Source organism: Hydrogenophaga sp. T2 (assembly GCF_049843535.1).
Lineage (GTDB): Bacteria > Pseudomonadota > Gammaproteobacteria > Burkholderiales > Burkholderiaceae_C > Hydrogenophaga > Hydrogenophaga crocea.
This window is the reverse complement of record NZ_JBBHZJ010000004.1, coordinates 82,091-106,340: the sequence shown is the minus strand read 5'-3', so window position 1 is coordinate 106,340 and position 24,250 is coordinate 82,091. Positions and strand designations below refer to the sequence as shown.

At 71.3% G+C, this 24,250-nt stretch carries 22 protein-coding genes and 1 tRNA gene; 17 read left to right on the top strand and 6 right to left on the bottom strand.

Annotated features, from left to right (window positions below):
* Nucleotides 1–11: 11 nt before the first annotated feature.
* From WDZ95_RS10590 to rng, 7 genes are read left to right on the top strand one after another with little or no spacing between them, the layout of a single operon-like run.
* Nucleotides 12–644 (top strand): 1-acyl-sn-glycerol-3-phosphate acyltransferase, encoded by a 633-nt coding sequence (locus WDZ95_RS10590; RefSeq protein ID WP_425778223.1) that lies wholly within the window; start codon nucleotides 12–14, stop codon nucleotides 642–644.
* Entirely contained in the window at nucleotides 641–1,558 is a 918-nt protein-coding gene (gene hemF / locus WDZ95_RS10585) for an oxygen-dependent coproporphyrinogen oxidase (RefSeq protein ID WP_425778221.1), read from the top strand. The genes WDZ95_RS10590 and hemF overlap by 4 nt, the downstream gene beginning before the upstream one ends.
* Nucleotides 1,558–2,205: a nicotinate (nicotinamide) nucleotide adenylyltransferase gene (gene nadD / locus WDZ95_RS10580; protein ID WP_287468677.1), complete on the top strand. Its 648-nt coding sequence runs from the start codon at nucleotides 1,558–1,560 to the stop codon at nucleotides 2,203–2,205. The genes hemF and nadD overlap by 1 nt, the downstream gene beginning before the upstream one ends.
* Entirely contained in the window at nucleotides 2,202–2,915 is a 714-nt protein-coding gene (gene rsfS, locus WDZ95_RS10575) for a ribosome silencing factor (protein ID WP_425778219.1), read from the top strand. The genes nadD and rsfS overlap by 4 nt, the downstream gene beginning before the upstream one ends.
* A complete protein-coding gene (gene rlmH, locus WDZ95_RS10570) occupies nucleotides 2,912–3,379 on the top strand; it encodes a 23S rRNA (pseudouridine(1915)-N(3))-methyltransferase RlmH (RefSeq protein ID WP_425778217.1) in 468 nt (155 codons plus the stop codon). Before rsfS ends, rlmH begins: the two co-directional genes overlap by 4 nt.
* A complete protein-coding gene (locus tag WDZ95_RS10565) occupies nucleotides 3,376–4,065 on the top strand; it encodes a Maf family protein (RefSeq protein WP_425778215.1) in 690 nt (229 codons plus the stop codon). The genes rlmH and WDZ95_RS10565 overlap by 4 nt, the downstream gene beginning before the upstream one ends.
* 13 nt (nucleotides 4,066–4,078) lie before the next feature.
* Nucleotides 4,079–5,593 carry a ribonuclease G gene (gene rng / locus WDZ95_RS10560; RefSeq protein ID WP_425778213.1) on the top strand — a complete coding sequence of 505 codons (1,515 nt, stop codon included), beginning with the start codon at nucleotides 4,079–4,081 and terminating at the stop codon, nucleotides 5,591–5,593.
* 20 nt (nucleotides 5,594–5,613) lie between these two features.
* Here rng and WDZ95_RS10555 read toward each other — a convergent pair whose 3' ends face one another.
* The gene (locus tag WDZ95_RS10555) at nucleotides 5,614–6,711 is read right to left on the bottom strand and encodes an ATP-binding protein (RefSeq protein ID WP_425778211.1); all 1,098 of its coding nucleotides are present in this window, start codon (nucleotides 6,709–6,711) and stop codon (nucleotides 5,614–5,616) included.
* Nucleotides 6,708–7,844, bottom strand: a complete 1,137-nt coding sequence (locus WDZ95_RS10550) for an FIST signal transduction protein (protein ID WP_425778209.1) — start codon at nucleotides 7,842–7,844, stop codon at nucleotides 6,708–6,710. The genes WDZ95_RS10555 and WDZ95_RS10550 overlap by 4 nt, the downstream gene beginning before the upstream one ends.
* Nucleotides 7,845–8,014: 170 nt before the next feature.
* Here WDZ95_RS10550 and WDZ95_RS10545 point away from each other — a divergent pair, with 170 nt between their 5' ends.
* Genes WDZ95_RS10545 through WDZ95_RS10530 form a run of 4 tightly spaced genes read left to right on the top strand, consistent with a single transcriptional unit; the run spans nucleotide 8,015 to nucleotide 13,889 of the window.
* The gene (locus WDZ95_RS10545) at nucleotides 8,015–10,969 is read left to right on the top strand and encodes an EAL domain-containing protein (protein WP_425778207.1); all 2,955 of its coding nucleotides are present in this window, start codon (nucleotides 8,015–8,017) and stop codon (nucleotides 10,967–10,969) included.
* Nucleotides 10,970–12,004 (top strand): HDOD domain-containing protein, encoded by a 1,035-nt coding sequence (locus WDZ95_RS10540; protein WP_425778205.1) that lies wholly within the window; start codon nucleotides 10,970–10,972, stop codon nucleotides 12,002–12,004.
* A complete protein-coding gene (locus WDZ95_RS10535) occupies nucleotides 12,001–13,335 on the top strand; it encodes an HD domain-containing phosphohydrolase (RefSeq protein WP_425778203.1) in 1,335 nt (444 codons plus the stop codon). Before WDZ95_RS10540 ends, WDZ95_RS10535 begins: the two co-directional genes overlap by 4 nt.
* Nucleotides 13,332–13,889, top strand: a complete 558-nt coding sequence (locus tag WDZ95_RS10530; protein ID WP_425778201.1) for a response regulator — start codon at nucleotides 13,332–13,334, stop codon at nucleotides 13,887–13,889. The genes WDZ95_RS10535 and WDZ95_RS10530 overlap by 4 nt, the downstream gene beginning before the upstream one ends.
* Nucleotides 13,890–13,895: 6 nt before the next feature.
* Here WDZ95_RS10530 and WDZ95_RS10525 read toward each other — a convergent pair whose 3' ends face one another.
* Both WDZ95_RS10525 and msbA read right to left on the bottom strand, forming a co-directional pair.
* Complete coding sequence (locus tag WDZ95_RS10525) at nucleotides 13,896–14,426, bottom strand: DUF962 domain-containing protein (protein WP_425778199.1); 531 nt, start codon at nucleotides 14,424–14,426, stop codon at nucleotides 13,896–13,898.
* 86 nt (nucleotides 14,427–14,512) lie between these two features.
* Complete coding sequence (gene msbA, locus WDZ95_RS10520) at nucleotides 14,513–16,309, bottom strand: lipid A export permease/ATP-binding protein MsbA (RefSeq protein WP_425778197.1); 1,797 nt, start codon at nucleotides 16,307–16,309, stop codon at nucleotides 14,513–14,515.
* Between the two features lie 217 nt (nucleotides 16,310–16,526).
* Here msbA and tolB point away from each other — a divergent pair, with 217 nt between their 5' ends.
* From tolB to WDZ95_RS10490, 6 genes are all read left to right on the top strand, one after another.
* Nucleotides 16,527–17,807 (top strand): Tol-Pal system beta propeller repeat protein TolB, encoded by a 1,281-nt coding sequence (tolB, locus tag WDZ95_RS10515; RefSeq protein WP_425778962.1) that lies wholly within the window; start codon nucleotides 16,527–16,529, stop codon nucleotides 17,805–17,807.
* A 51-nt stretch (nucleotides 17,808–17,858) separates the two neighbouring features.
* The gene (gene pal / locus WDZ95_RS10510; RefSeq protein ID WP_166226265.1) at nucleotides 17,859–18,422 is read left to right on the top strand and encodes a peptidoglycan-associated lipoprotein Pal; all 564 of its coding nucleotides are present in this window, start codon (nucleotides 17,859–17,861) and stop codon (nucleotides 18,420–18,422) included.
* Between the two features lie 7 nt (nucleotides 18,423–18,429).
* Complete coding sequence (gene ybgF, locus WDZ95_RS10505) at nucleotides 18,430–19,209, top strand: tol-pal system protein YbgF (RefSeq protein WP_166226268.1); 780 nt, start codon at nucleotides 18,430–18,432, stop codon at nucleotides 19,207–19,209.
* A 33-nt stretch (nucleotides 19,210–19,242) separates the two neighbouring features.
* Entirely contained in the window at nucleotides 19,243–20,361 is a 1,119-nt protein-coding gene (locus WDZ95_RS10500; protein WP_425778194.1) for a YeeE/YedE family protein, read from the top strand.
* Nucleotides 20,358–21,188, top strand: coding sequence for a tRNA threonylcarbamoyladenosine dehydratase (locus WDZ95_RS10495; protein ID WP_425778192.1), 831 nt, complete (start codon nucleotides 20,358–20,360; stop codon nucleotides 21,186–21,188). The genes WDZ95_RS10500 and WDZ95_RS10495 overlap by 4 nt, the downstream gene beginning before the upstream one ends.
* 38 nt (nucleotides 21,189–21,226) lie before the next feature.
* Nucleotides 21,227–21,302 (top strand) — tRNA-Lys (locus tag WDZ95_RS10490).
* A gap of 119 nt (nucleotides 21,303–21,421) precedes the next feature.
* On the opposite strand, the gene WDZ95_RS10485 is transcribed toward WDZ95_RS10490, so the two are convergent.
* The gene (locus WDZ95_RS10485) at nucleotides 21,422–23,374 is read right to left on the bottom strand and encodes an ABC-F family ATP-binding cassette domain-containing protein (protein ID WP_425778191.1); all 1,953 of its coding nucleotides are present in this window, start codon (nucleotides 23,372–23,374) and stop codon (nucleotides 21,422–21,424) included.
* Nucleotides 23,371–24,246 carry a 50S ribosomal protein L3 N(5)-glutamine methyltransferase gene (gene prmB / locus WDZ95_RS10480; RefSeq protein WP_425778189.1) on the bottom strand — a complete coding sequence of 292 codons (876 nt, stop codon included), beginning with the start codon at nucleotides 24,244–24,246 and terminating at the stop codon, nucleotides 23,371–23,373. Before prmB ends, WDZ95_RS10485 begins: the two co-directional genes overlap by 4 nt.
* Nucleotides 24,247–24,250: the final 4 nt, after the last annotated feature.

Genomic DNA, 24,250 nt, shown 5'->3' with positions numbered 1-24,250 from the left:
GGCATTCCCGCTTGAGCGATCCCGTTCTCCTGCCGCCGCCGCACCCGGTGCGCTTTCGCGGCTCGCGCCTGGCGCGGGCCGTGCTGCGCCTGGGTGGCTGGCAGGTGATCGAAGCCGGCTTTCCCGCGCGCCAGGGCGTGGCCATCGTCTACCCGCACACCAGCAACTGGGACTTCGTGGTCGGCATCCTCGCCAAATGGGCCATCGGCATCCCGGTGCGCTTCTGGGGCAAGGACACGCTGTTCGAGGTGCCGCTGTTCGGCCGCTGGCTGCGCTGGCTCGGCGGCATGCCGATCGAGCGCCGCTCGCCCCGCGGGGCCGTGGGCGCCATGGTGCAGGCCATGCGCGAGGCCGCCGCGCGCGACGAACTGCTGTGGCTTGCGCTCTCGCCCGAAGGCACGCGCCGCCACACCGCGGGCTGGCGCAGCGGCTTCTACCAGGTCGCCCTGGGCGCGCAGGTGCCCCTCGGGCTGGTGGCACTGGATTACAGTCGCAAGCAGGTGAGGGTGACCGAATTCCTGCGCCTGTCGGGCGACGCGGCGCGCGACTACGCGCTCATCGCCCAGGGCTTCGCGGGTGCGCAGGGCTTCAAGCCCGCGCAGGCCAGCCCGGTGCAGCCCCTGTCCACGTCCGCCAAGCCATGAACGACAACCCGATTGCCAACGTCCGCGAATACCTGACCGACCTGCAGGAACGCATCACCTCCACGGTGGCCATGGTCGATGGCGGCGCCTTTGTGGTCGACCGCTGGAGCAAGCCGCCCGGCGAGAAGCTGCAGGGCTCGGGCATCACGCAGATCCTCGAAGACGGCGCGGTGTTCGAGCGCGCGGGCTGCGGTTTCTCGCACGTCACGGGCCCGCAGCTGCCGCCCTCGGCCACGCAGCACCGCCCCGAGCTCGCGGGCGCGCCCTTCGAGGCCATGGGCGTGTCGCTGGTGTTCCATCCGCGCAACCCCTACGTGCCCACGGTGCACATGAACGTGCGCATGATCGCGGCCACCCCCGCGGGCGGTGCGCCCGTGTGCTGGTTCGGCGGCGGCATGGACCTCACGCCCTACTACGGCTTCGACGAAGACGCGGTGCACTTCCACCGCACCTGCAAGGCCGCGCTCGACCCCTTTGGCGTGGACAAGTACCCGCGCTTCAAGCGCTGGTGCGACGAGTACTTCTACCTCAAGCACCGCGACGAGCAGCGCGGCATCGGCGGCGTGTTCTTCGACGACTTCGCCGAACTCGGCTTCGACGGCAGCTTTGCCATGCTGAGCTCGGTGGGCGATGCCTTCCTCGACGCCTACCTGCCCATCGTCGACCGCCGCAAGAACACGCCCTACGGCGAGCGCGAGCGCAGCTTCCAGCTCTACCGCCGCGGCCGCTACGTCGAGTTCAACCTGGTGTGGGACCGCGGCACGCACTTCGGCCTGCAGTCGGGCGGGCGCAGCGAGTCCATCCTGCTGTCCATGCCGCCGCTGGTGAGCTGGGCCTACAACCGCAAGACCAAGATGGGCACGCCGGAAGACCGGCTGTACCGCGAATTCCTGGTGCGCAAGGACTGGGTCTGATGGCCGCCGCGCGCGAGCCGCTGCGCCGCGTCGGCATGTTCGGCGGGGCATTCGACCCGCCGCACGGCGCCCACCGCGCGCTGGCCGAGGCCGCGCTCGAACAGCTGCAGCTCGACCGCCTGCACGTGCTGCCCACGGGCCATGCCTGGCACAAGTCGCGCACGCTGCTGCCCGCGCACCACCGCATCGCCATGTGCGAGCGCGCCTTCGGCGACCTGCCGCGCGTGCGCATCGACCCGCGCGAGACGGAGCGCGAAGGCCCGAGCTACACCGCCGACACGCTGTCCGAGCTGAGCACCGAGTACCCGGGCGCGGAGCTCTTCCTGATCCTGGGCGCCGACCAGCTGCTGGCCTTCAAGACCTGGGTGCGCTGGCAGGACGTGCTCTCGCACGCCACGCTGGCCGTGGCCAACCGGCCCACGAGCATCGGCCCCCAGGCCCTGCTCGGCGAGGCGCCCGAGACCGACCTGTCCTCGGTCGACATTCCCTTTGTGCGGCTGAACATGCCGCTGCAACACCTGAGCGCCACCGCGGTGCGGGCCCGCCTGGCGGGCGGCGCCGCGGACGGCCCCCCCCTGGACGTGCTGGTCCCGGGAGCGGTCGCAAGCTATATTTCGCAGCACCACCTCTACCAGACCCCTACATGAGCGAAGCCTCCGCCAAGAAAGACATCCAGAAACTGCAGAAGGCCATCGTCGATGGCCTGGAGGACGTCAAGGGCCAGGACATCGTGGTGTTCAACACCGAAGAGCTCTCGCCGCTCTTCGAGCGCGTGATCATCGCCAGCGGCACCTCGAACCGCCAGACCAAGGCCCTGGCCGCCAGCGTGCGCGACGCCGTGCGCGAAGCCGGCTTCGACAAGCCGCGCGTCGAGGGCGAGGACAACGGCGAATGGATCATCGTGGACTGCGGCCAGGCCGTGGCGCACGTGATGCAGCCCGTGATCCGCCAGTACTACCGGCTCGAAGAGATCTGGGGCGCCAAGCCCGTGCGCCTGAAGGCCGCGGCCAAGGCCGCGAGCGCCAGGCCCAAGGCCGAGGGCGAAGCCGCCCCGGCGAAGAAGGCCGCCGCGAAGAAGGCGCCCTCGCAGAAGGCGCCCGCGAAGAAGGCGCCCGCGAAGAAGGCCGCTGCCCCGGCGGCGCCGGCGAAGAAGGCCGCGGCCAAGGCTGCGCCGGCGAAGAAGGCGGTGGCCAAGCCCGGCGCGAAGCCCGCTGCCAAGACCGCCGCCAAGAAGGCCCCGGCCAAACGCGCCGCGCTGCCCAAGGTGGTGGTGAACGCGCCGGCCGCGAAGAAGAAGGCTGCGCCGGCCGCGCGCAAGACGGCGGCCAGCAAGCCCGCCGCCAAGAAAAAGGCATGAAACTCGTGATCGTCGCGGTCGGGCAGAAGGTGCCCGACTGGGCCCAGACCGCCTACGACGATTACGCCAAGCGCTTTCCCCCCGAGCTGCGGGTCGAGCTCAAGGCCGTCAAGACCGAGCCGCGCGGCTCCAAGACGGTCGAGACGCTCTGGGCCGCGGAACGCCAGCGCATCGAGGCCGCGGTCCCGCGCGGCGCGCGCGTGGTCGCGCTCGACGAGCGCGGCACGCCGCTCACCACCCAGGCGCTCGCGCAGCAGCTCAAGCAGTGGCAGCTCGGTGGCGACGACGTGGCCCTGCTGATCGGCGGGCCCGACGGCCTGGACCCCGAACTGCGCGCCGCCGCGCACCAGCGCGTGCGCCTGTCCGACCTCACGCTGCCGCACGCCATGGTGCGCGTGCTGCTGATCGAGCAGCTCTACCGCGCCTGGTCGATCAACGCGAACCACCCCTACCACCGAGAATGAAAACTGGCCCCCACGCTCCGCCGCTGCGCGGGTCGCTGCCCCCCGAGGGGGCGCGTGTCGCCTTGGGGCGGCCCGGCGGCGACACCCCGTCGATCTACCTCGCCTCGCAGAGCCCGCGCCGGCGCGAACTGCTCACGCAATGGGGCATGGCCCACGAGTTGCTGCTGCCCGGAGCCGACGAAGACGCCGAGGCGCTCGAAGCCGCCAAGCCCAACGAAGCGCCCGCGGCCTATGTGCAGCGCGTCACCGGGCTCAAGCTCGAGGCCGCCATGGCGCGCCTCAAGCGCCGCGGCCTGCCCGCCGCGCCCGTGCTCTGCGCCGACACCACGGTGGCGCTGGGCCGGCGCATCCTGGGCAAGCCGGCCGACGCGGCCGAAGCGCGGCGCATGCTGGCCGATCTCTCGGGCCGCGCGCACCGCGTGCTCACCGCCGTCGCCGTGGGCAAGGGCCGGCGGCGCTGGTCGGCGCTGTCGGTGTCCACGGTGCACTTCCAGCCCCTCACGGCCACGCAGATCCGCCGCTACGTCGCAGGCGGCGAGCCCATGGGCAAGGCCGGGGCCTATGCGATCCAGGGCCATGCGGGCCTGTGGGTCAGCCGCATCCAGGGCAGCCACACGGGCATCATCGGCCTGCCCGCGTTTGAAACCGCGCAGCTCCTGCGCGCCGCGGGCCTGCCCATCCTCTGAACGGAACGCTCCCATGAACCAGGACATCCTGATCAACTGGTCGCCGCAGGAAACGCGCGTGGCCGTGGTGGAGCAGGGCGCGGTGCAGGAGGTGCACATCGAGCGCACGCTCGAGCGCGGCCTGGTCGGCAACATCTACCTGGGCAAGGTCTCGCGCGTGCTGCCGGGCATGCAGTCGGCCTTCCTCGACATCGGCCTGGACCGCGCGGCCTTCCTGCACGTGGCCGACCTGATGCCCAACATCCAGGCCAAGCACGCCGCGCCGCGCACGCCCGCGGCCGAGGGCGCGCCGCAGGTGCTCGCGCCCAACCCGGTGCTGCCGATCGAGAAGCAGATCTTCGAGGGCCAGGCGCTGATGGTGCAGGTGCTCAAGGACCCGATCGGCACCAAGGGCGCGCGGCTGACGGCGCAGATCAGCATCGCGGGCCGGCTGCTGGTGTTCCTGCCGCAGGACAGCCACATCGGCGTGTCGCAGAAGATCCCCACCGCGCAGCGCGAAGCCTTGCGTGCGCGGCTGCAGCAGCTCACCGCCACCAGCGACGGCAGTCCCGCGGGCGGCTTCATCCTGCGCACCAACGCCGAGGACGCGAGCGACACCGAGCTCGCCGACGACGTGGCCTACCTGCGCAAGACCTGGCTGCGCATCAAGCAGGCCGCGCTGAGCCAGCCCGCGGCCACGCTGCTGCACGAAGACCTCAACCTCATGCAGCGCGTGCTGCGCGACCTCACGAGCGCCGAGACGCAGTCGATCCGCATCGACTCGCGCGAGCAGTTTGGCCTGCTCAAGGGCTTTGCCGATGAGTTCATGCCCGACACGGTGCGCAAGCTGCAGCACTACAGCGGCGAGCGGCCGATCTTCGATCTCTTCAACGTGGACGAGGAGATCGTGCGCGCGCTGGGCCGCCGCGTCGACCTCAAGTCGGGCGGTTACCTGGTGATCGACCAGACCGAGGCGCTGACCACGGTCGACGTCAACACCGGCGGCTTCGTGGGCGCGCGCAACTTCGACGACACCGTGTTCCGCACCAACCTCGAGGCCGCGCAGGCCATTGCGCGCCAGCTGCGGCTGCGCAACCTGGGCGGCATCGTGATCGTGGACTTCATCGACATGACGCGCGAAGACCACCGCGACGCGGTGCTCGCCGAGTTCCGCAAGCAGCTCGGGCGCGACCGGGTGAAGACCATGATCGGCAGCTTCTCGCAGCTCGGCCTGGTGGAGATGACGCGCAAGCGCACGCGCGAATCGCTGGCCCACATGCTCAGCGAGCCCTGCGAGGCCTGCCACGGGCGCGGCGCGGTCAAGACCGCGCGCAGCGTGTGCTACGACATCCTGCGCGAGATCCTGCGCGAGGCGCGCGCCTTCAGCCCGCGCGAGTTCCGCGTGGTGGCCGCGCCCAAGGTGGTCGAGCTGTTCCTCGACGAGGAACGCGCCCACCTCGCGGGCCTGTCCGAGTTCATCGGCAAGCCGATTTCGCTGCAGAGCGAGAGCTCGATGACGCAGGAGCAGTACGACATCGTGCTGCTCTGAGGCGGGCCGCGCCGCCGCCCTCACTCCGCCACGGAGGGCTCGCCCTGCTTCACCGGCAGGCAGACCCGAAAGCGCGTGCCCCCGCCGGGGCAGCTGTCGACTTCGATGCGGCCGCCGTGGCGGTGCACGATGCCGTACGACACCGACAGGCCCAGGCCCGTGCCCTTGCCGATCGCCTTGGTGGTGAAGAAGGGGTCGAAGATGCGGCCCAGGTGCTCGGGCGATATGCCGCAGCCGTCGTCGGCCACCTCGACGAAGACCTCGTCGTCCGGCAGGCAGCCGGTGGTGATGACGATGTGGCCGCGGCTGGCGCGGCCCGCGGTGGCGTGCGCGGCGTTCACCAGCAGGTTCATGAACACCTGGTTGAGCTGCGAGGCCAGGCAGTGCACCTGCGGCAGCTCGCCATAGCGGCGCTCCACGTCGGCCACGTACTTGGTTTCGTTGTGGACGATGTTGAGCGTGCTGTCCAGGCCCTTGTGCAGGTCGGCCCACAGCCAGGCCTGCTCGCCCGCGTGCGAGAAATCCTTGAGGTCCTGCACGATCTGGCGCACGCGCTGCACGCCGGCGCCCGACTCGCGCAGCAGGGCGACCACGTCTTCGCAGAGGTAGGCATGGTCGTGCTGCGCCATCAGCTGGCGCAGCGCCGCCGCGTCGGCGGCCGGTAGCACCGGCAGCCGCGCCTCGAAGGCGCTGACGATCTCCAGCAGCGCCTGCACGTAGTCCTGCAGGGTGCCGAGGTTGGAGCTCACGTAGCCGATGGGGTTGTTGATCTCGTGGGCCACGCCCGCGGCGAGCTGTCCGATCGAGGCCATCTTCTCGGCCTGCACCAGTTGGCTCTGGGTCTGCTCGAGCCGCTGGATCAGCGCCTGCTGCTCGTCGCTGCGGCGCTGGCGCTCGGCGAGTTCGGCGCGCAGCCGGTCGTTGCGGTCGTTGAGCTCGCGCGAGACCAGCTCGAGCGAGCGCTCGATCATGGCCCGTTCGGCGTCGGCGTCCTCGTAGGCCTGGTTCACCGCGGCCAGCAGCGTGTCCAGGCCGGGCGGCTGGGCGTCGGCCGCGCCGAAGCTGCGCAGCAGCTGCCGCTGCAGCAGCTTGTGGCGGCCGGGCGCACTGCCACTCACGCCTGTTCTCCGAGGGTGGTGATGGTCATGGTCTGGTTGTGCAGCTCGCAGCGGCCCACCTCGCCCTGCGGGCACAGCTCGCCGTACGAGTAGAAGCCGGTCAGCACGGCATGGGGCAACACCTCGCGCACGGCCTCCACCTCTTCCTCGACGCGCTGGCGCAGCACCAGCCGCCGGCCCACGCAGCTCACGAGCAGGGCCAGCCCGGCCTGCTGGCCGTCCAGGTGCTGCAGGCTCGCGCCGGCCGCACCCGACGCGCCGTCGATCAGGCGGTCGAAGTTGGCCCGCATGAGCCGGGCCTGCGCGCCCTCGGGTATGTCGCCGGCAAAGCTCAGGCTGCCCGCGGCCTCGTCCACGCCCAGCACCGCGCGCACCACACCGGGACCGCCGTCGGGGTCGTCGAGCAGCAGGGGGAACAGCAGGGCCGAGCCGGGCAGGCCGCGCGCGTGTTCGCCCAGGTAGGTCTTGTAGAGCGCGAGCGCCGATTCGCCATCGAGCTCGAACAGCTCCTTGCCGCGCGAGCGCGTGACGCGGCGCACCGGCCCGAACGAGTCCCAGCCGCCCAGAGAGCCGTAGCCCACGCGCAGCGCCGCGCCGTAAAGGCCCACGGCCACGACCCGCGCGGAGCGCGCCTGGCCGTTGTGGCAGACCAGGGTTTCGGCGAAACGATCGCCATCGGCCGCCAGGCCGCCGGTGGCGCACACATCGGGGGGCAGGGCGGCGCGCAGGGCGTGTGCGAAGGCGCTGCCATTGACGGCCAGGCCGTCGCACAAGGTGAGCACGTGGCGCAGGCCCGGGCGCACCAGCGCACGCGCCACCTCGCACGCGGCCTCGGCGCCGTCGTCGTCGGGGGCCACCGGCACGTCCACGCTGTCCACGCCGCAGTGCTCGAAATGCACCGCCGTGGCCACCAGGGTGTCGTCGTGCACCCGGGTGCCAGCCACCTCACCGGCCGTGGAGCAGCCGATGCTGGTCGCCTGCGCGAAGGCGCGGCCGATCTCGGCCAGCCGCGGCGCGCTGCGCAGTTGCGGTCCGCTGCCGAACAGCAGCACGAGTTGGGCGGGCGCGCCGCCGTTGGGCAGGGCGGGTGTCCAGCCGATGCCTTCGGTCCACAGGTGTTGCGTGATCTTCATGCGGAACCTCCTTTGCCAGGGCCCCGGCGCGGCGCACCGGGTGCTGGCGTTCCTATCGGTCGGGGGTCTGCGGGCTGGAGGGGGGCGGTGCATCCGTGTGGATTTCATCAGCGTTGTACGCGTCAAGCCGTGCGCGGCCCGGCCGAAATGGCGGGAGAGAGGAAGGCCCCATGTCCGAGTTCACCCCCGCCGAAGCCTGCAGCAGTGCCACCGCCCTGTCGGGCAGCGATGCGCGCGAAATGATCGAGCACTCGCAGACAGCGCACTTCGTGATCCAGGACGAACACGTGGTCTATGCAAACCCCATGTTCGCGACCCTCATGGGCTGGCCGGTGGAGGCGCTGATCGGTTTGCACCGGGACCGGGTCACGCCGCCCGAGAGCCTGGAGCGGGCGCGCGAGATCGTGGCACGGCGGCTGGCGGGCAAGCCCGGCCGGCCCGGCCAGATGTCCATGGTGCGGCGCGACGGCAGCCGCTTCGAGGCGCGCATCTTCGCCACGCGCGTCGGGTTCGCCGGCCGGCCCTCGGTGATGATGACCCTGTACGACATCACCGAGCTCAGCGCGGCGCTGCGCCGCGCGCGCTGGAATGCCGAGATGCTCGAGCGCACCGAGGCGCTTTGCCGCTCCGGCTCGTTCGAGATCAGCCTGCCCGACGGTCTCGTGGTCCCCTCGTCGGGGCTGGCGCAGCTGGTGGGACTGGCCCCGCACCAGCCGCCCCAGCCGATCGAGGCCCTCGACTGGCTGCCGCCCGACGAGCGCGATTTCGTGGCCGGCATCTGGCGCAGCGCGGAGCCCGGCGAACCCTTCGATTTCCAGCACCGCGTGCTGACCGCGCAGGGGCAGCGGCTGGTGGTGCTGCACCGCGGCCGCATCGAGCAGGACGGGGCCGGCCAGCGCCGCGGCGTGGCGCTGCTGCAGGACATCACCGCGCAGCGCGACGCCGAGCAACGCATGCAGGCGCTGGCGTCGCAGGACGAGGTCACCGGCCTGCCCAACCGCGCGGCCCTGCTCGACAAGCTCGACGCCACCATCGTCGCCGCGGGCTGGGACGCTCGCATCGTCACGCTGCTGGCGATCGACGTGCCGCGCATCGTGGAGCTGCACAACCGCATGGGCTTCGGCGCGGGCGACACGCTGGCGATGGCGCTGGCCGCGCGGCTGCAGCAGGACCTCGGGCCCGGTGAAACCGTGGCACGCCTGGGCAGCCAGGAGTTCGCACTGATGCTCGAGCTGCCGCAGGACCCGGACCAGGCGCAGGCCCTGGCGCTGGCGCGCGCCGAGCGCCTGCGCCGGCTGATCGAAGCGCCGGTGAACATCGGCACCGCCGAGACCTTCGCGCGCTGCGTGATCGGCATCGCCAGTTATCCGGGCGACGCGCAGCAGCCGACGGTCCTGCTGGAGCGGGCGCAGACCGCGCGGCTGCAGGCCGGCGCAGACCAGCCGGTGGTGCAGTACGAGCTGCGCTCCAACGAGCGCGCGCTGCGCGAAATGCGCCTGGAGGCCGCGCTGCGCCAGGCAATCGACGACAACGAACTGCAACTGTGTTACCAGCCGCAGGTGGATCTGTCGGATGGCCGCGTGGCCGGCGCCGAGGCCTTGTTGCGCTGGACCTCGCCGACCCTCGGTGACGTGGGGTCGGCCGAACTCGTGGCGGTGGCCGAGCGCAGCGGGCTGATCGGCCGCCTGGGCGACTGGGTGCTGCACGCGCTGTGCCGCCAGATCACGGCCTGGCGCGGCGCCGGCGTGCCGCCGGTGCGCGTGGCCATGAACCTGTCGCCGGTGCAACTGCAGCGCCAGCACCTGGCCGGCCACATCCAGTCGGTGCTCCTGGCCCACGGTGTGGCGCCGGCGCTGCTGGGCATCGAGCTCACCGAAGGCACGGTGATGGCCGACGTGGGACACGCCGCGGCCACGCTGCGCGAGCTCAAGGCCCTGGGCATCGAGGTGGCGCTCGACGATTTCGGCACCGGTTTTTCCAGCCTGAGCTGCCTGCGCAGCCTGCCGCTCGACGTGGTGAAGATCGACCACTCCTTCGTGCACGACGTGACCGCCGCGCCCGAGGACGTGTCGGTCACGCGGGCCATCATCACCATGGCGCACGGGCTGCAGCTCAAGGTGCTGGCCGAGGGCGTCGAGACCGATGGCCAGCTGAGTCTGCTGGCCGCGCACCGCTGCGACCTGATCCAGGGCCGGCGCTTCAGCGAGGCGCTTTCGCCCGAGGACTTCGCGACGCTGCTGCAGCAAGGCCGCCGGCTGCCCGAGCGCTTCCTGACGCGCGCGCGCAGCGTGCGCAGCCTGCTGCTGGTGGACGATGAAGAGCACGTGCTGGCCTCGCTCAAGCGGCTGCTGCGCCGCGACGGCTATGCCATCGTCACGGCGTCCAGCGCGGCCGAGGCCCTGCAGCGCCTGGTCGAACACGAGGTGGACGTGATCGTGTCCGACCAGCGCATGCCGGGCATGACGGGCGTGGAATTCCTGCGCCGCGCCAAGGAGCTCTACCCGAATACGGTGCGCATGGTGCTTTCGGGCTACACCGAGTTGCAGTCCATCCTCGATGCGGTCAACGAGGGCGCGATCTACAAATTCCTCACCAAGCCCTGGGACGACGAGCGCCTGCGCGAGCACATCGCCGAGGCCTTCCGGCAAAAGGCCATGGCCGACGAAAACCGCCGGCTCGCGCGCCAGGTCGAGGCCGCCAACGCCGACTACCAAGCGCTCAACCAGCGACTCGAGGGCCTGCTGTCGCGCGAGCGCGGCGAGTCCGAACTGCTGGCCGAAGTGGCCTCGAGCACGCGCGACGCGCTCGAGGCCTTGCCCACCGCGGTGATCGTGGTGGACGCGGACGGCACCCTGGCCTTCGCCAACGCCGAGGCGCGGCGCCTGGTGCCGGGCCTGGCGGCTGAACTCGGCGCGCCCGCGCGCGCAGCCCTGCCGGCGGCGCTGCATCCCTTGCTCGGCGGGACGCCATCCGGCAGCGAGGCGGGCGAGAGCCCCTCGCTGGTCGAACTCGAGCGGGACTGGTACCTGGCCCGCGGGCGCGCGCTGCGGCACGGCGGCCGGGCCGCGAGCCACCTCCTGCTGCTCATACCGCAGCCAGCGGCGCACGCGCCAAAGGGGCACTGAATGATCTCTCCCGATAACCCGGCCCCGGTCGACGACGCCCGGCGCGCCCTGCACCTGGCGCACCTGTTCCGGCACGCGCTCGCGCGCGGCCGGGCGCATCCCCTGATGCCGCTGTTGCGCAGCCACCATGGCGTGATGGCTGCGCTGGTCGCGCCCGAGCCGCGGGTCGGCGCGCCCGCGGCGCCGCGCGTGCCGGTCTCGATCGAGCAGTTGCGCCAGGCCGTCGGGGCCTTGCCCAGCCTGCCGCGCGCGGCGCAGGCGGTGCTGGTCGCCTTGCGCGACGAACGCGCCAGCGCCGCCGCCATCGCCGAGTGCATCGAGCACGACCAGGTCCTGGCGGCGCGCACGCTGCGGGCGGCCAACACGGCCTTCTATGGCGTCTCGGGCCGGGTGGCGACGATCCGCGCCGCGATCGCGGTGCTCGGCCTGTCCACCGTGGCGGCCCTGCTCACGGCCGCTGCCGTGTCGGCGTGCTTTCCGGCCGGCGTGGACCGCGGCGATTTCGACTTCCACCCTTTCTGGCGGCACGCCCTGACCAGTGCGCTGCTCGCGCGCGGCCTGGCGCCGGGCATGGGCCTGGACCCCGACGTGGCCTTCACCGCGGCCCTGCTGCACGACCTCGGTGAACTGGCGCTGGCCACCGCGTTCCCGGTCGAACACCACTTGGCCCGGCAGCACGCGCGCCTGGCCGACCAGCCGCTGTGGATGGCCGAACGCGCGGTGCTCGGCCTGGACCATGCGGTGGTGGGCGAGGTGCTCGCGCATGGCTGGCACCTGCCGGCGGTCATCGGCGGCGCCATCGCCGCCCACCACGCGCCGCCGGCGTGTGCCGCCGGCCCCGGACTGGCCGAACTCGTGCACGTGGCGGATGCGCTGGCCCACGGCATCACCGCGGGCGACGGCGTGGACCACGCCGTGCCCGATGTGTCGATCGAGCTGTGGTCGCGCCTGGGCATGGACACCGCCCATTGCCTGCTGGTGCTGCGCGACGTCGCGCAAGCGGCCGAAGCCCTGTGCGAGGCGCTGAGCCCATGAACACCGTGGTCGATGTCCCGCACCCGCAGCCCGAGCCCGCCGGCGCGGCGGCCGGCGAGCGCGTGACCACCGTGCTGTGCGTGGACGACGAGCCCAACATCCTGTCGGCCCTGCGCCGCACGCTGCGCGCCGACGGCCTGCGCGTGCTGACCGCGGCGGGTGGCGCGGAGGCGCTGCAACTGCTCGAAGCCGAGGCGGTGGACCTGGTGGTGTCGGACATGCGCATGCCCGGCATGGACGGTGCGGCGTTGCTCGAACACGTGCATGCGCGCTGGCCGGCCAGCGTGCGCCTGCTGCTCACCGGCCACGCCGACACCGACGCCGCGGTGGCGGCGATCAACCGCGGGCGCATCTTCCGCTACCTGCACAAACCCTGGGACGAAGGCGAGTTCCGCACCGCGGTGCGCCAGGGCCTGCAGCTGCAGGCGCTCGAGCGCGAACGCGAGCGGCTGCAGGCGCTCACCACACGCCAGAACGACGCGCTGCGCGAGGCCAACGAACGGCTGGAGCGGCGCGTGCAGGAACGCACCGCCGAACTCACGCAGGCCCACGAGGCGCTCAAGCGCAGCTACCTGACGGGCATCAAGGTGTTCTCGGGCCTGATCGAGATGCGCGGCGGGCGCCTGGCCGGCCACGGCCGGCGGGTGGCCGAGCAGGCGCGCAAGCTGGCCCAGGCCATGACCCGGCCCGACGACGAGGTGCAGCAGGTCTTTGTGGCCGCGCTGCTGCACGACATCGGGCTGATCGGCCTGCCCGACCCGCTGCTGGGAAAGCCGGTGGCCCGCTACAACGCCGACGAGTTCGCGCAGTACCAGCGCCACGCCGAGCACGGCGAGCACGCGCTGATGCCGCTGCTCGACATGCCCCCGGTGGCCGCGCTGATCCGCGCCCACCACGAGCGCTTCGATGGCAAGGGCTTCCCCGATGGCAACGCCGGCGCCGCCATCCCCATGGGCGCGCGCATCCTGGCGGTGGTCGACGCCTTCGACGAGCTGCAGCACGGGCACCTCGTGGAGAGCGCGATGTCGCCGCAGGAGGCCCGCACCATGATCCGCCACGGCCGCGGCCACCAGTTCGACCCCGAGGTGGTGGATGTCTTCCTGCACATCACCGAGCCCGAGTTCGGCCGCTCGCGCGCCGAGGTGTGCCTGAAGTCGGGCCAGCTCGAACCCGGCATGGTGCTGGCGCGCGACCTGCTGTCGCCCACCGGCGCGCTGATGCTGTCGGCCGGGCATGTGCTGGGCGCGGCGCTGATCGAGCGCATCCAGGCCTTCGATCTGAAGGTCGATGGACAACTGCTCATCCACGTCAAACCGAGAGGTGCCCCATGAACCCGACACGCCTGCTGCTGGTGGACGACGAAACCGCCGTGCTGTCTGCCCTGCAGCGCGCGCTGCGCCAGCGCTTCGGCTCGGCGCTGGTCGTGAGCATGTGCTCGGACGCCCCGGCCGCGCTCGAACGCCTGCGCACGCACGACGTCGATCTGGTGATTTCGGACCTGCGCATGCCCGTGATGGACGGCATCGAGTTCATGCGGCGGGTGGCGGTGCTGCGGCCGCACACGGTGCGCATGATCCTCACCGGTTCGTCGGATTTCGCCACCGCGCAGGCCGCGATCAACGGGGCCGGCGTGTTCCGCTACCTCTGCAAGCCCTGGCAGGACGACGAGCTGGCCGCGCACATCGAGGCGGCGATCGCCCAGGCCGGGCTGAACGCGGCCCAGCGCGAAGCGGCCCAGGCCTGGCAGGACCGCTGCGATGCGCCGTCGGCCGAGGAACTCGAGCGCCGCCGGCTCGAGGCGCTGGAGCCGGGCATCACCCACGTGGAGTGGGGCCCTGACGGCGAAGTGCTGCTGCCGCCGATCACGGGCTTCGGCAGCCCCTGAGGGCGCTCAGGCCGTGCGGCGCGCCGGCGGACCTTCGCGCACCGGGCCCACGCGGGCCTCGATCTCGTGTTGCAGCGCGCGGCGCAGGCCCAGCAGGAAGCCGGCCTCGGCCACCACGAACAGCGGGCCGATGACCAGGCCCACGAGGTCGTCGACGAAGGCGGGCTTGCGGCCTTCGTAGAAGTGACCGATGAACTGGATCACCCAGCCCACGAGGAACAGGCCGATGCCGATGGCCAGCCAGGTGCCCGTGCCCTGTGCGGCCACGGCCTGCGCGAACCACAGACACAGCGCCATGAGCGCGGCCATCACCGCGCCCAGGCGCAGGTCCAGCCGCAGGTAGTACAGCACGGTGGCCAGCGTCACCGCGGTGGCCGGCGAAAGTGCCACGCCGCCCCAGTGGCCCAGCACCGGCCGCGAGAGCAGCACCGCCACGGCCACCACGATCATGGGGATGCCCACGAAGTGGGTGATGATGTTGCGGCGGTCGCGGTGGTAGGCCGCGTACTGGCTCAGCTGGTCGGTCAGGGTCTTCATCGCGGCGCTCCTCGCTAGGCAATGCGCCGTTTTACACCCGCTGCGGCCCGCGCCTCAACGGGGAAAGCGCGGGGGTGGCCGGGTGTTCAGTTCGTGCCGCCCAGACCCTGGCTGTGCAGGCGCGCGTACAGGCCGTCGGCGGCCAGCAGCTGCGCGTGCGTGCCCTGTTCGACGATGCGGCCGTCGGCCAGCACGATGACGCGGTCGGCGTGCTCGATGGTGGACAGCCGGTGCGCGATGACCAGCGTGGTGCGGCCCTTCATGAGTCGCGCGAGCGCGTCCTGCACCAGGCGCTCGGACTCGTTGTCCAGCGCCGAGGTGGCCTCGTCGAGGATCAGGACCGGGGCGTCCTTGTAGATGGCACGCGCGATCGCCAGCCGCTGGCGCTGACCGCCCGAGAGCTCGGTGGCGTTGTGGCCCACGTTGGTGTGCATGCCCTGCGGCAGCTTGGCCAGCAGATCGCCGAGGTTGGCCGATTCGAGCGCGGCCCGGGCGCGCGCCTCGTCGATCTGCGCGTCGGCCTCGCCCAGCGCCACGTTGGCCGCGAGCGTGTCGTTGAGCATCACCACGTCCTGACTCACCATGGCGAACTGGCGGCGCAGGCTCGCCAGCTGCCAGTCGGGCAGGGGCACGCCGTCGAGCGTGACGCGGCCGCGCTCGACCTCGACGAAGCGCGGCAGCAGGTTCACGAGCGTGGTCTTGCCCGAGCCCGAGGGGCCCACGAAGGCCACCACCTCGCCAGGACGCACGTGCAGATCGATGCCGCGCAGCGCGACGCCGGTCTCGCCCTCGGGCGTGGTGTCGTCCTTGGGCGGGTAGCGCACCCACACGCCCTCGAAGCGGATGTCGCCCTGCGCGCGCGCGGCCTGGTGCGCACCGCCGCCTTGTTCGGCGGTCTGCTCGATCAGCTCGAGCCCGCGCTCGAGCGCGGCCAGCCCGCGCGTGATGGGCGAGGCGATCTCGGCCAGGTGCCGGATCGGTGCGATCAGCATCAGCATGGCCGTGACGAAGGCGACGAAGTTGCCCACCGTGACGCCCGAGGTGCTGCTCTGCCACAGCGCCACCGCCACCACCGCCGACAGCGCGGCCGACGCGAGCAGCTGGGTGAAGGGCGTCATGGCCGCCATCGCGATGGTGCTCTTGAGCGCGAGGCGTTTTAGCGACAGGCTCAGGCCGTCGAAGCGGTCGGCCTGGCGCTGCTGCGCGCCGTGCAGGCGCACCACGCGGTGGGCCAGCGCGTTTTCCTCGACCACGTAGGCCAGTTCGTCGGTGGCCTGCTGGCTCGCTCGCGTGAGCCGGTACAGGCGCTTGGAGAGCACGCGCATGATCCAGGCCAGGCCCGGGAACACCGCGATCACGATCAGCGTGAGCTTCCAGTTGAGGTAGAGCAGGTAGCCCATGAGCGCCACCAGCGTGAGGCTGTCGCGCGCCAGCGTGATCAGCGAAGACACCAGCATCTGCGAGCCGGTCTGCACCTCGTACACGAGGGTGTTGGAGAGCTTGCTCGCGCTCTGGCGCGAGAACAGCGAGAGCTGGGCCGCGGTGAGCTTGGCGAACATGGCCCGGCGCAGGTTGAGCATGCCGGTGTTGGCCGTGTACGAGAGCGCGTACTGGGCCACGAACGAGGCCATGCCGCGCAGGCCGAACAGGCCCATGAAGGCCAGCGGCACCATCCACAGCGGCACGCGGCCCTTGTTGAAGCCGTCGTCGAGCAGCGCCTTGAGCAGCGCCGGGATCATGGGCTCGGTGAGCGCGCCCACCACGGTGGCCAGCGCCGCGAACACGATGCCGGTGCGCGCGTCGCGGAAATAGGGCCACAGGCGCTTCACGCGCTGCAGCACGCTGCCGGTGGGCAGGGCGGAGGTCGGGGCTTCGGGACTCAAGGGCAGGGCGGCGGGGGCGATGGGGGCTACAGGTCGGGAACCAATGCCGCGCGATGCGGTCCAGTGGCCCGTGGCGCCTCACATCTTGTCACGGGGCAGGGTCAAGGGTCCGGTATTATCGGCCGGTCCTTCACCGGGGCACCGGGCGCCACGCCCCGCACTGCCTCAGCATCCCAACACCATGATCGAACCGAACCGACTCCATCCCACCACCGGGATGCCGCGCCGGCGTGCCCTTGGCCTGGTGTCCAGCCTGCCATTGCTGGGTGTGCCCGCCACCGGCGCCTGGGCCCAGTTCCGCGTCGAAGTGGCCGGCGTGGGCCTCACGCGCTTTCCGTTCTCGGCCGTCAATTTCCGCGGCAACGACGCCGCGAGCGAGAACATCGCGGCCATCGTGCGCGCCGACCTCGAACGCTCGGGCCAGTTCGTGTTCGTGCCGCCCCTCAACGGCAGCTTCGACGAAACCTCGCGCCCCGACCTCGCGCCGTGGCGCGAGCGCGGCGCCGACTCGGTGCTCACGGGCAGCGTCACGCGCCTGGCCGACGGCCGCTTCGATGTGCGCTTTCGCCTCTGGGACTCGGTGCGCACCGCCGACCTCGGCGGCCAGAGCCTGCCGTCCACGCCCGCCAACCTGCGCGTGGCCGCGCACAAGGTGGCCGATTACGTCTACGAGAAGCTCACGGGCGAGAAGGGCGTGTTCTCCACGCGCATCGCCTACGTGTCCAAGGCCGGCAACACGCATCGCCTGTGGGTGGCCGACGCCGATGGCGAGAACGCCCAGGCCGCCTTCACGAGCAACGAGCCCATCATCTCGCCGAGCTGGGCGCCCAACGGCACGCAGCTCGCCTACGTGTCGTTCGAGAAGCGCAAGGCCGAGATCGTCACGCACGAGGTGGCCACGGGCCGCCGCCGCGTGCTGGCGAGCTTTCGCGGCTCCAACAGCGCGCCGGCCTGGTCGCCCGACGGCCGCCAGGTGGTGGCCGCGCTCACGCTCTCGGGCAACGCCCAGCTCTACGCCATCGACGCGGGCGGCGGTGAGCCGCGGCGCCTGTCGCAAAGCGGCAGCATCGACACCGAGCCCGTGTTCAGCCCCGACGGCAAGCAGATCTACTTCGTGAGCGACCGCGGCGGCTCGCCGCAGATCTACCGCATGCCCGCGGCGGGCGGCAGCGCGCAGCGCGTGACCTTCACGGGCAACTACAACATCTCGCCCGCGCTCAGCCCCGACGGCCGCTGGCTCGCGTTCATCTCGCGCATCAACGGCGCGTTCCGCCTGCACGTGATGGACCTCGCCTCGGGCAACGTCACCGCACTCACCGAGACCGGTGGCGACGAAAGCCCGAGCTTCGCGCCCAACAGCCGCATGATCATCTACGCCACGCGCGACAAGGGCGCCGAGGCGCTCATGACGACCACGGTGGACGGCCGCATCAAGACCCGCCTGGCCGGCGCCCAGGGCGACATCCGCGAGCCCGAGTGGGGCCCGTACCTGCGCTGAACCCGCTTTCCGTTCTCTTCTTCCATCCCAACCACACACAGGCCACACACCATGTCCAAGACCCTGTCCATGCGCCGCTTCAACGGCGTGCTCGTCACCCTCATCGCCGCCTTCACGCTCGCCGCCTGCGGCTCTGGTGTCCGCCTCGACCAGCCGCCCGTTGAAGACCGCAGCGGCACCGCCACCGGTGCCGGTGGGGCCGGTGCCGGCGGCGCGGGCAGCGGCGTCGATCCGCGCGGCGTGGCCGGCGTGCAGGTGCCCTCGACCGTGGGCAACCAGCCCGCCGCCCTGCAGCGCGTGATCTACTTCGACTACGACAGCTTCGACGTCAAGCCCGAAGCCGCGTCGCTGCTCGAGGCCAACGCGCGCTACCTCAACGCCAACCGCGCCGTGCGCGTGCAGCTCGAAGGCCACACCGACGAGCGCGGCGGCCGCGAATACAACCTGGCCCTGGGCCAGAAGCGCGCCGAGGCCGTGCGCCGTGCGCTGTCGCTGCTGGGCGTGCAGGACGCCCAGATGGAAGCCGTGAGCTTCGGTGAAGAGAAGCCGGCCGCCACCGGCGCCGACGAAGCCGCCTGGGCCAAGAACCGCCGCGTCGAACTGACCTACCGCTGAACGGCCCATGACCAGCCTGCGCCATCCCCGCGCCCTGGCCACCGCCGCGCTGCTCGCGATGGGCAGCGCGTGGTCGCCGATGGCGCACGCCATCTTCGGCGACGACGAGGCCCGCCGCGCGATCATCGAGCTGCGCCAGCAGGTCGATGCGAACAAGGCCGCCAACGCCGCCGCCGAGCGCGGCCTGCGCGAGAGCGACGCGAGCATCCAGCGCAGCATGCTCGAGCTGGCGAACCAGATCGAGCAGTTGCGCGGCGAGATCGCCCGCCTGCGCGGCCAGAACGAGCAGCTCGCGCGCGAGGTGTCCGAGCTGCAGCGCGCCCAGAAAGACGCGCAGGCCGGCGTCGACGAGCGCCTGCGCCAGTTCGAGCCGGTCAAGGTCGAGCTCGACGGCCGCAGCTTCAACGCCCAGCCGGCCGAGAAGGCCGACTACGACGCCGCCATGGCCACGCTGCGCCGCTCCGACTTTCCCGCGGCGGTCGCGGCCTACAGCGGCTTCCTGCGCAAGTACCCGAGCAGCGGCTACACGCCCGTGGTGCTCTACTGGCTGGGCAATGCGCAGTACGCGGCGCGCGCCTACAAGGACGCGGTCGACACGCACCAGCGCCTGGTGCGCGAGTTCCCCGATCACCCGCGCACGCCCGAGGCCATGCTCGCCATGGCGAACAGCCAGGTCGAGCTCAAGGACCCGCGCGGCGCGCGCAAGACGCTCGAAGACCTCGTGAAGGCGCACCCGCAGAGCGAGGCCGCGTCCGCGGCCAAGGAACGGCTGGCCCGCCTGAAGTGAACCCCATGGGGCCGCACCTACAATCGCGGCCCTATGGATGAACTCGCCGCGCTGAACTCCCTTCGTCACACCGTGCTGTGGGCCGCGTTTGCGGTCGCGGCCGCCTTCGGTTTCATCGCCCAGCGCACCCATTTCTGCACCATGGGCGCGGTCAGCGACATCGTCAACATGGGCGACTGGAACCGCATGCGCATGTGGGGCATGGCGGTGGGCGTCGCGGCCATCGGCTTCTACGCGCTGGGCTGGCTGGGCCTGATCGACACCAGCGCCTCCCTCTACACCGGCAAACGCATCGTCTGGCTCTCGGCCCTGGTGGGCGGCGCGCTGTTCGGCATCGGCATGGTGCTGGCCTCGGGCTGCGGCAGCAAGACGCTGGTGCGCATCGGCGGCGGCAGTCTCAAGTCGCTGGTGGTGTTCTGCGTGATGGGCCTGGCCGCCTTCATGACGCTGCGCGGCGTGTTTGCCGTGGCGCGCAACGCCACCGTCGACCAGGTGGCCTTCGAGATCGGCGCCGGCGCCGCGCTGCCCGCGTGGCTGGCCACGGGCTTCGGTGTCGAACCTGGCGTGGCGGGGCTCGCGGCCGCGCTGCTCGTGGGCGGCGCGCTGATCGTGTGGGCGCTGCTCGGCGCCGACTTCCGCAACTTCAACAACCTGCTCGGCGGCCTGGGCATCGGTCTGGTCATCGTGGGCATGTGGTGGGTCAGCGGCCACCTGGGCTTCGTGCCCGAGCACCCCGAAACGCTGGAGCCGGTCTACCTCGCGAGCAACACCGGTCGCATGGAGTCGCTCACCTTCACCGCGCCCATGGCCTACACGCTCGACTGGCTGATCTTCTTCAGCGACAAGAGCAAGCTGCTCACCTTCGGTGTGGTCACCGTGCTGGGCGTGGTGGCGGGCTCGCTGCTGTGCGCCCTGATCGACCGCAGCTTCCGCTGGGAAGGCTTTCGCGACACGCAGGACACCGCGCTGCACCTGGTGGGCGCGGTGCTCATGGGCGTGGGCGGCGTGACGGCGCTCGGTTGCACCGTGGGCCAGGGCCTGTCGGGCCTGTCCACGCTGAGCCTCACCAGCGCCATCGCGGTCGCCGGCATCATCGGGGGCGCGGTGCTGGGCTTCAAGTTCCAGATCTGGCTGCTGGAGCGCAGCGCGTGAACACGCTCGAGGCCGAGCGCTTCGAGCGCCGCTTCGGCGGCCTGCGCCGGCTCTACGGCGTCGAGGGCGCGCAGCGCATCTTCGGCGCACACGCGGTGGTGGTGGGCATCGGCGGCGTGGGCTCCTGGGCCGCCGAGGCGCTGGCGCGTAGCGGGGTACGCCGCCTCACGCTGATCGACCTCGATCACGTGGCCGAATCGAACATCAACCGCCAGGTGCACGCGAGCGAGGCCACGCTGGGCCAGGCCAAGACAGAGGCCATGCGCGACCGCATCCTGGGCTTTCACCCCGACATCGAACTCGAGCTGGTCGACGATTTCGTCGATGCCGACAACTGGCCCGCGCTGCTGCAGGGCCAGCGGCCCGACGGCGTGATCGATGCCTGCGACCAGGTGCGTGCCAAGACCGCCATGGCCGCGTGGGCGCGCGAGCAGCGTGTGCCCTTCATCAGCGTGGGCGCGGCCGGCGGCAAGCGCCGCGCCGAGGCGGTGCAGATCGCCGACCTCGCCGATGTGACGCACGACCCCTTGCTCGCGCAACTGCGCTACCGCCTGCGCAAGCACCACGCCGCACCGCGCGCCGGCGCCCTGCGCGTGGCCTGCGTGCACAGCAAGGAATCGGTGGCGCCGCCCGACCCGTCGTGCGCGGTCGGGGGCGATGCGTCGGTCGATGGCTCGCTCAATTGCCACGGCTACGGTTCGGTGGTGAGCGTGACCGCGACCTTCGGCTTGTGCGCCGCGGGCTGGCTGCTCGACGGCTTCGCGCGCGGCGATGTCAAAAAAGTGAAGGCCTCTTTCGAAGAGGCCAAAAACGACGCTATAATCTGAGGCTTCGCAGCAAACAAAACGTTTGATGTGAAAAGTGTGGGACGTTAGCTCAGTTGGTAGAGCAGCGGACTTTTAATCCGTTGGTCGGCAGTTCGAGCCTGCCACGTCCTACCACCAACAAGGGAAGCCCCTGATCGCAAGGTCAGGGGCTTTTTCTTATGTGCGCGCCCGTCCCGCGAGCGGCCACAAAAAGCCCGCGCCAGGGCGGGCTTCGCAGCGCAAACGGCGGGGCTTCAGGCCCCCGCCTGTTCGATCGCTTCGCTGAGTTCGAGCCAACGCGCCTCGACCGTCGCGAGCTCGCTTTCCACCGCCTTGAGCCGCCGGCCGGCCTCGGCCAGCCGGGCCGGGTCCTGCGTGGCTTGCAGCAGATCGCTTTCGAGTTGGGTGCGCTCGTCGCCGAGCCGGGCCATGCGCTGCTCGATCTGCGCGAGCTCTTTCTTGAGCGGTCGCAGTTGTTCGTTGCGTTGCTTCTGACGCTGTGCCTCGGCCTGGCGGTCCACCGCGGGGGCGGGCGCGGGCGGCTCGGCGGCGCGCGCCTGTTCGCGTTGCGCCTCGCGCGCCTGCTTGGCCATGTCGAGCAGGTAGCGCTGGTAGTCGTCGAGGTCGCCGTCGAAGGGTGCGATACCGCCACGCGAGACCAGCCAGAACTCGTCGCACACCGCGCGCAGCAGCGAGCGGTCGTGGCTCACGAGCATCACCGTGCCTTCGAATTCGTTGAGCGCCACGGACAGCGCCTCGCGCGTGGCGAGGTCGAGGTGGTTGGTGGGCTCGTCGAGCAGCAGCAGGTTGGGGCGCTGCCACACGATCATGCACAGCACCAGCCGCGCCTTCTCGCCGCCGCTCATGCTGCCCACGGCCTGGAACACCTGGTCGCCGGTGAAGTTGAAGGTGCCGAGGAAGCTGCGCAGGTCCTGCTCGCGCGTGGGCTGGCCGCTCAGGCGGCCCTGCGCAGTGGTCTCCTTCACGAGCCGGATCATGTGCTCGAGCGGGTTGTCGCGCGGGCTCAGCACGTCGAGCTCCTGCTGCGCGAAGTAGCCGATGTTCAGGCCCTTGCCCTCGGTGACGGTGCCGGCCAGCGGGGCGAGCGTGCGCGCGATGGTCTTGACCACGGTGGACTTGCCCTGGCCGTTGGCGCCCAGGATGCCGATGCGCTGGCCCGCGAGCACCGAGCGGTTCACGCCGCGCACGATGGTGGCGGGGCCGGCGCCGTCTTCACCGGGGTAGCCGAAGTCCACGTCCTGCAGCACCAGCATGGGGTTGGGCAGGTTGGCGGGTTCTGCGAACTCGAAGGTGAAGTCGGCCTCGGCGAGCACGGGCGCGATGCGTTCCATGCGCTCGAGCGCCTTCACGCGGCTTTGCGCCTGCTTGGCCTTGCTGGCCTTGGCCTTGAAGCGGTCGATGAACTTCTGCAGGTGGGCGATCTTGTCCTGCTGGCGCGCGAACGCGGCCTGCTGCAGCGCCATCTGCTCGGCGCGCATGTCTTCGAAGCGGCTGTAGTTGCCGCCATAGCGCTTGAGCTGCGCGTGTTCGATGTGCACCGTGACCTGCGTGACCGCGTCGAGGAACTCGCGGTCGTGGCTGATGACGAGCAGCGTGCCGGGGTAGCGCTGCAGCCAGGCTTCGAGCCAGACCAGGGCGTCGAGGTCGAGGTGGTTGGTGGGTTCGTCGAGCAGCAGCAGCTCGCTCGGGCACATGAGGGCGCGCGCGAGCTGCAGCCGCATGCGCCAGCCGCCCGAGAAGCTGTTGACCGGGCGCTCGAGCTCGTCGAGGCGGAAGCCCAGGCCCAGGATCAGGGCCTGCGCGCGCGCGTTGGCGTCGTGCGCGCCGGCGTCGTTGAGCGCCATGTAGGCGTGGGCCATGCGTTCGCCGTCGTCGCTGGCCTCGGCCTCGGCCACCTCGCGTTCGGCCGCGAGCAGGGTCACGTCGCCTTCGACCACGAAGCGCGTGGCGCTCTGGTCGGTCTCGGGCATGTCCTGCGCCACCTGCGCCATGCGCCAGTGCGCGGGCACCTGGAACTCGCCCTTGTCTTCGTGCAGCGTGCCGTCGAGCAGGCGGAACAGGCTGGACTTGCCTGCGCCGTTGCGGCCGACCAGGCCCACTTTTTCACCGGGGTTGATGGTGAGCGTGGCGCCATCGAGCAGCACCTTGACGCCGCGTCGCAGCACCACGTCGCGCAGCGTGATCATGGCCGGCCCTCCACGATGGCGTCGCGCGTGAGCAGCAGCACCTGGTCGTCGCCTGCGCTGGTGCCGAGCCACACGGGCTGCAGGTGCGGGAAGGCGCGCTCGAAGTGTTCGCGTTCGTTGCCGATCTCGAGCACCAGCACGCCCTGCGGGTTCAGGCAGCGCGGCGCGTCACGCAGCAGCGCGCGCACGAAGTCCATGCCGTCGGCACCGCCGGCCAGCGCGAGTTCGGGCTCGGCACGGTACTCGGCGGGCAGGGCGGCCATGCTCTGCGCGTTCACATAGGGCGGGTTGCACACGATCAGGTCCCAGGGGCCGGGGCAGGCCGCGAGCCCGTCGCTTTCCACCAGGGCGATGCGTTCGCCCAGGCCGTGGCGCTCGACATTGATGCGCGCCACCTGCAGCGCCTCGGGCGAGAGGTCGGCCCCGGTCACGCGGATCTCGGGCCAGGCCATGGCCGCAAGCACCGCGAGGCTGCCGTTGCCGGTGCACAGGTCGAGCACGGCCTGGGTGTGTTCACCGAGCCAGGGGTCGATGCTGCCGTCGGCGATGAGTTCGGCGATGAAGCTGCGCGGCACGATGGCGCGTCGGTCGACGTGGAAGGGCACGCCTTGCAACCAGGCTTCGCCGGTGAGGTAGGCCGCGGGCTCGCGGGTGTCGATGCGGCGCGCGATGAGCGCGTCCACCGCGGCGGCTTCGTCGCCGCTCACGGCGCGGCCGGCGAGGGCGTCGAGGTCGCTGTCCAGCGGCAGGCCCAGGCGCCAGAGCACCAGCCAGGCGGCCTCGTCGTGGGCGTTGGTGGTGCCATGGCCAAAGGCCAGTTGCGCGGCGTCCAGGCGGGCTTCGGCCTGGGCCAGCAGTTCTTGCAGGGTCACGGGT

Coding starts and splice junctions, on each gene's coding strand:
- WDZ95_RS10535 (WP_425778203.1), top strand. CDS start 12,001: ATGAACACCGTGGTCGATGTCCCGCACCCGCAGCCCGAGCCCGCCGGC.
- pal (WP_166226265.1), top strand. CDS start 17,859: ATGTCCAAGACCCTGTCCATGCGCCGCTTCAACGGCGTGCTCGTCACC.
- rng (WP_425778213.1), top strand. CDS start 4,079: ATGAACCAGGACATCCTGATCAACTGGTCGCCGCAGGAAACGCGCGTG.
- rsfS (WP_425778219.1), top strand. CDS start 2,202: ATGAGCGAAGCCTCCGCCAAGAAAGACATCCAGAAACTGCAGAAGGCC.
- WDZ95_RS10545 (WP_425778207.1), top strand. CDS start 8,015: ATGTCCGAGTTCACCCCCGCCGAAGCCTGCAGCAGTGCCACCGCCCTG.
- WDZ95_RS10540 (WP_425778205.1), top strand. CDS start 10,970: ATGATCTCTCCCGATAACCCGGCCCCGGTCGACGACGCCCGGCGCGCC.
- WDZ95_RS10550 (WP_425778209.1), bottom strand. CDS start 7,844: ATGAAGATCACGCAACACCTGTGGACCGAAGGCATCGGCTGGACACCC.
- WDZ95_RS10500 (WP_425778194.1), top strand. CDS start 19,243: ATGGATGAACTCGCCGCGCTGAACTCCCTTCGTCACACCGTGCTGTGG.
- ybgF (WP_166226268.1), top strand. CDS start 18,430: ATGACCAGCCTGCGCCATCCCCGCGCCCTGGCCACCGCCGCGCTGCTC.
- WDZ95_RS10485 (WP_425778191.1), bottom strand. CDS start 23,374: ATGATCACGCTGCGCGACGTGGTGCTGCGACGCGGCGTCAAGGTGCTG.
- nadD (WP_287468677.1), top strand. CDS start 1,558: ATGGCCGCCGCGCGCGAGCCGCTGCGCCGCGTCGGCATGTTCGGCGGG.
- WDZ95_RS10530 (WP_425778201.1), top strand. CDS start 13,332: ATGAACCCGACACGCCTGCTGCTGGTGGACGACGAAACCGCCGTGCTG.
- tolB (WP_425778962.1), top strand. CDS start 16,527: ATGCCGCGCCGGCGTGCCCTTGGCCTGGTGTCCAGCCTGCCATTGCTG.
- hemF (WP_425778221.1), top strand. CDS start 641: ATGAACGACAACCCGATTGCCAACGTCCGCGAATACCTGACCGACCTG.
- rlmH (WP_425778217.1), top strand. CDS start 2,912: ATGAAACTCGTGATCGTCGCGGTCGGGCAGAAGGTGCCCGACTGGGCC.
- WDZ95_RS10565 (WP_425778215.1), top strand. CDS start 3,376: ATGAAAACTGGCCCCCACGCTCCGCCGCTGCGCGGGTCGCTGCCCCCC.
- WDZ95_RS10525 (WP_425778199.1), bottom strand. CDS start 14,426: ATGAAGACCCTGACCGACCAGCTGAGCCAGTACGCGGCCTACCACCGC.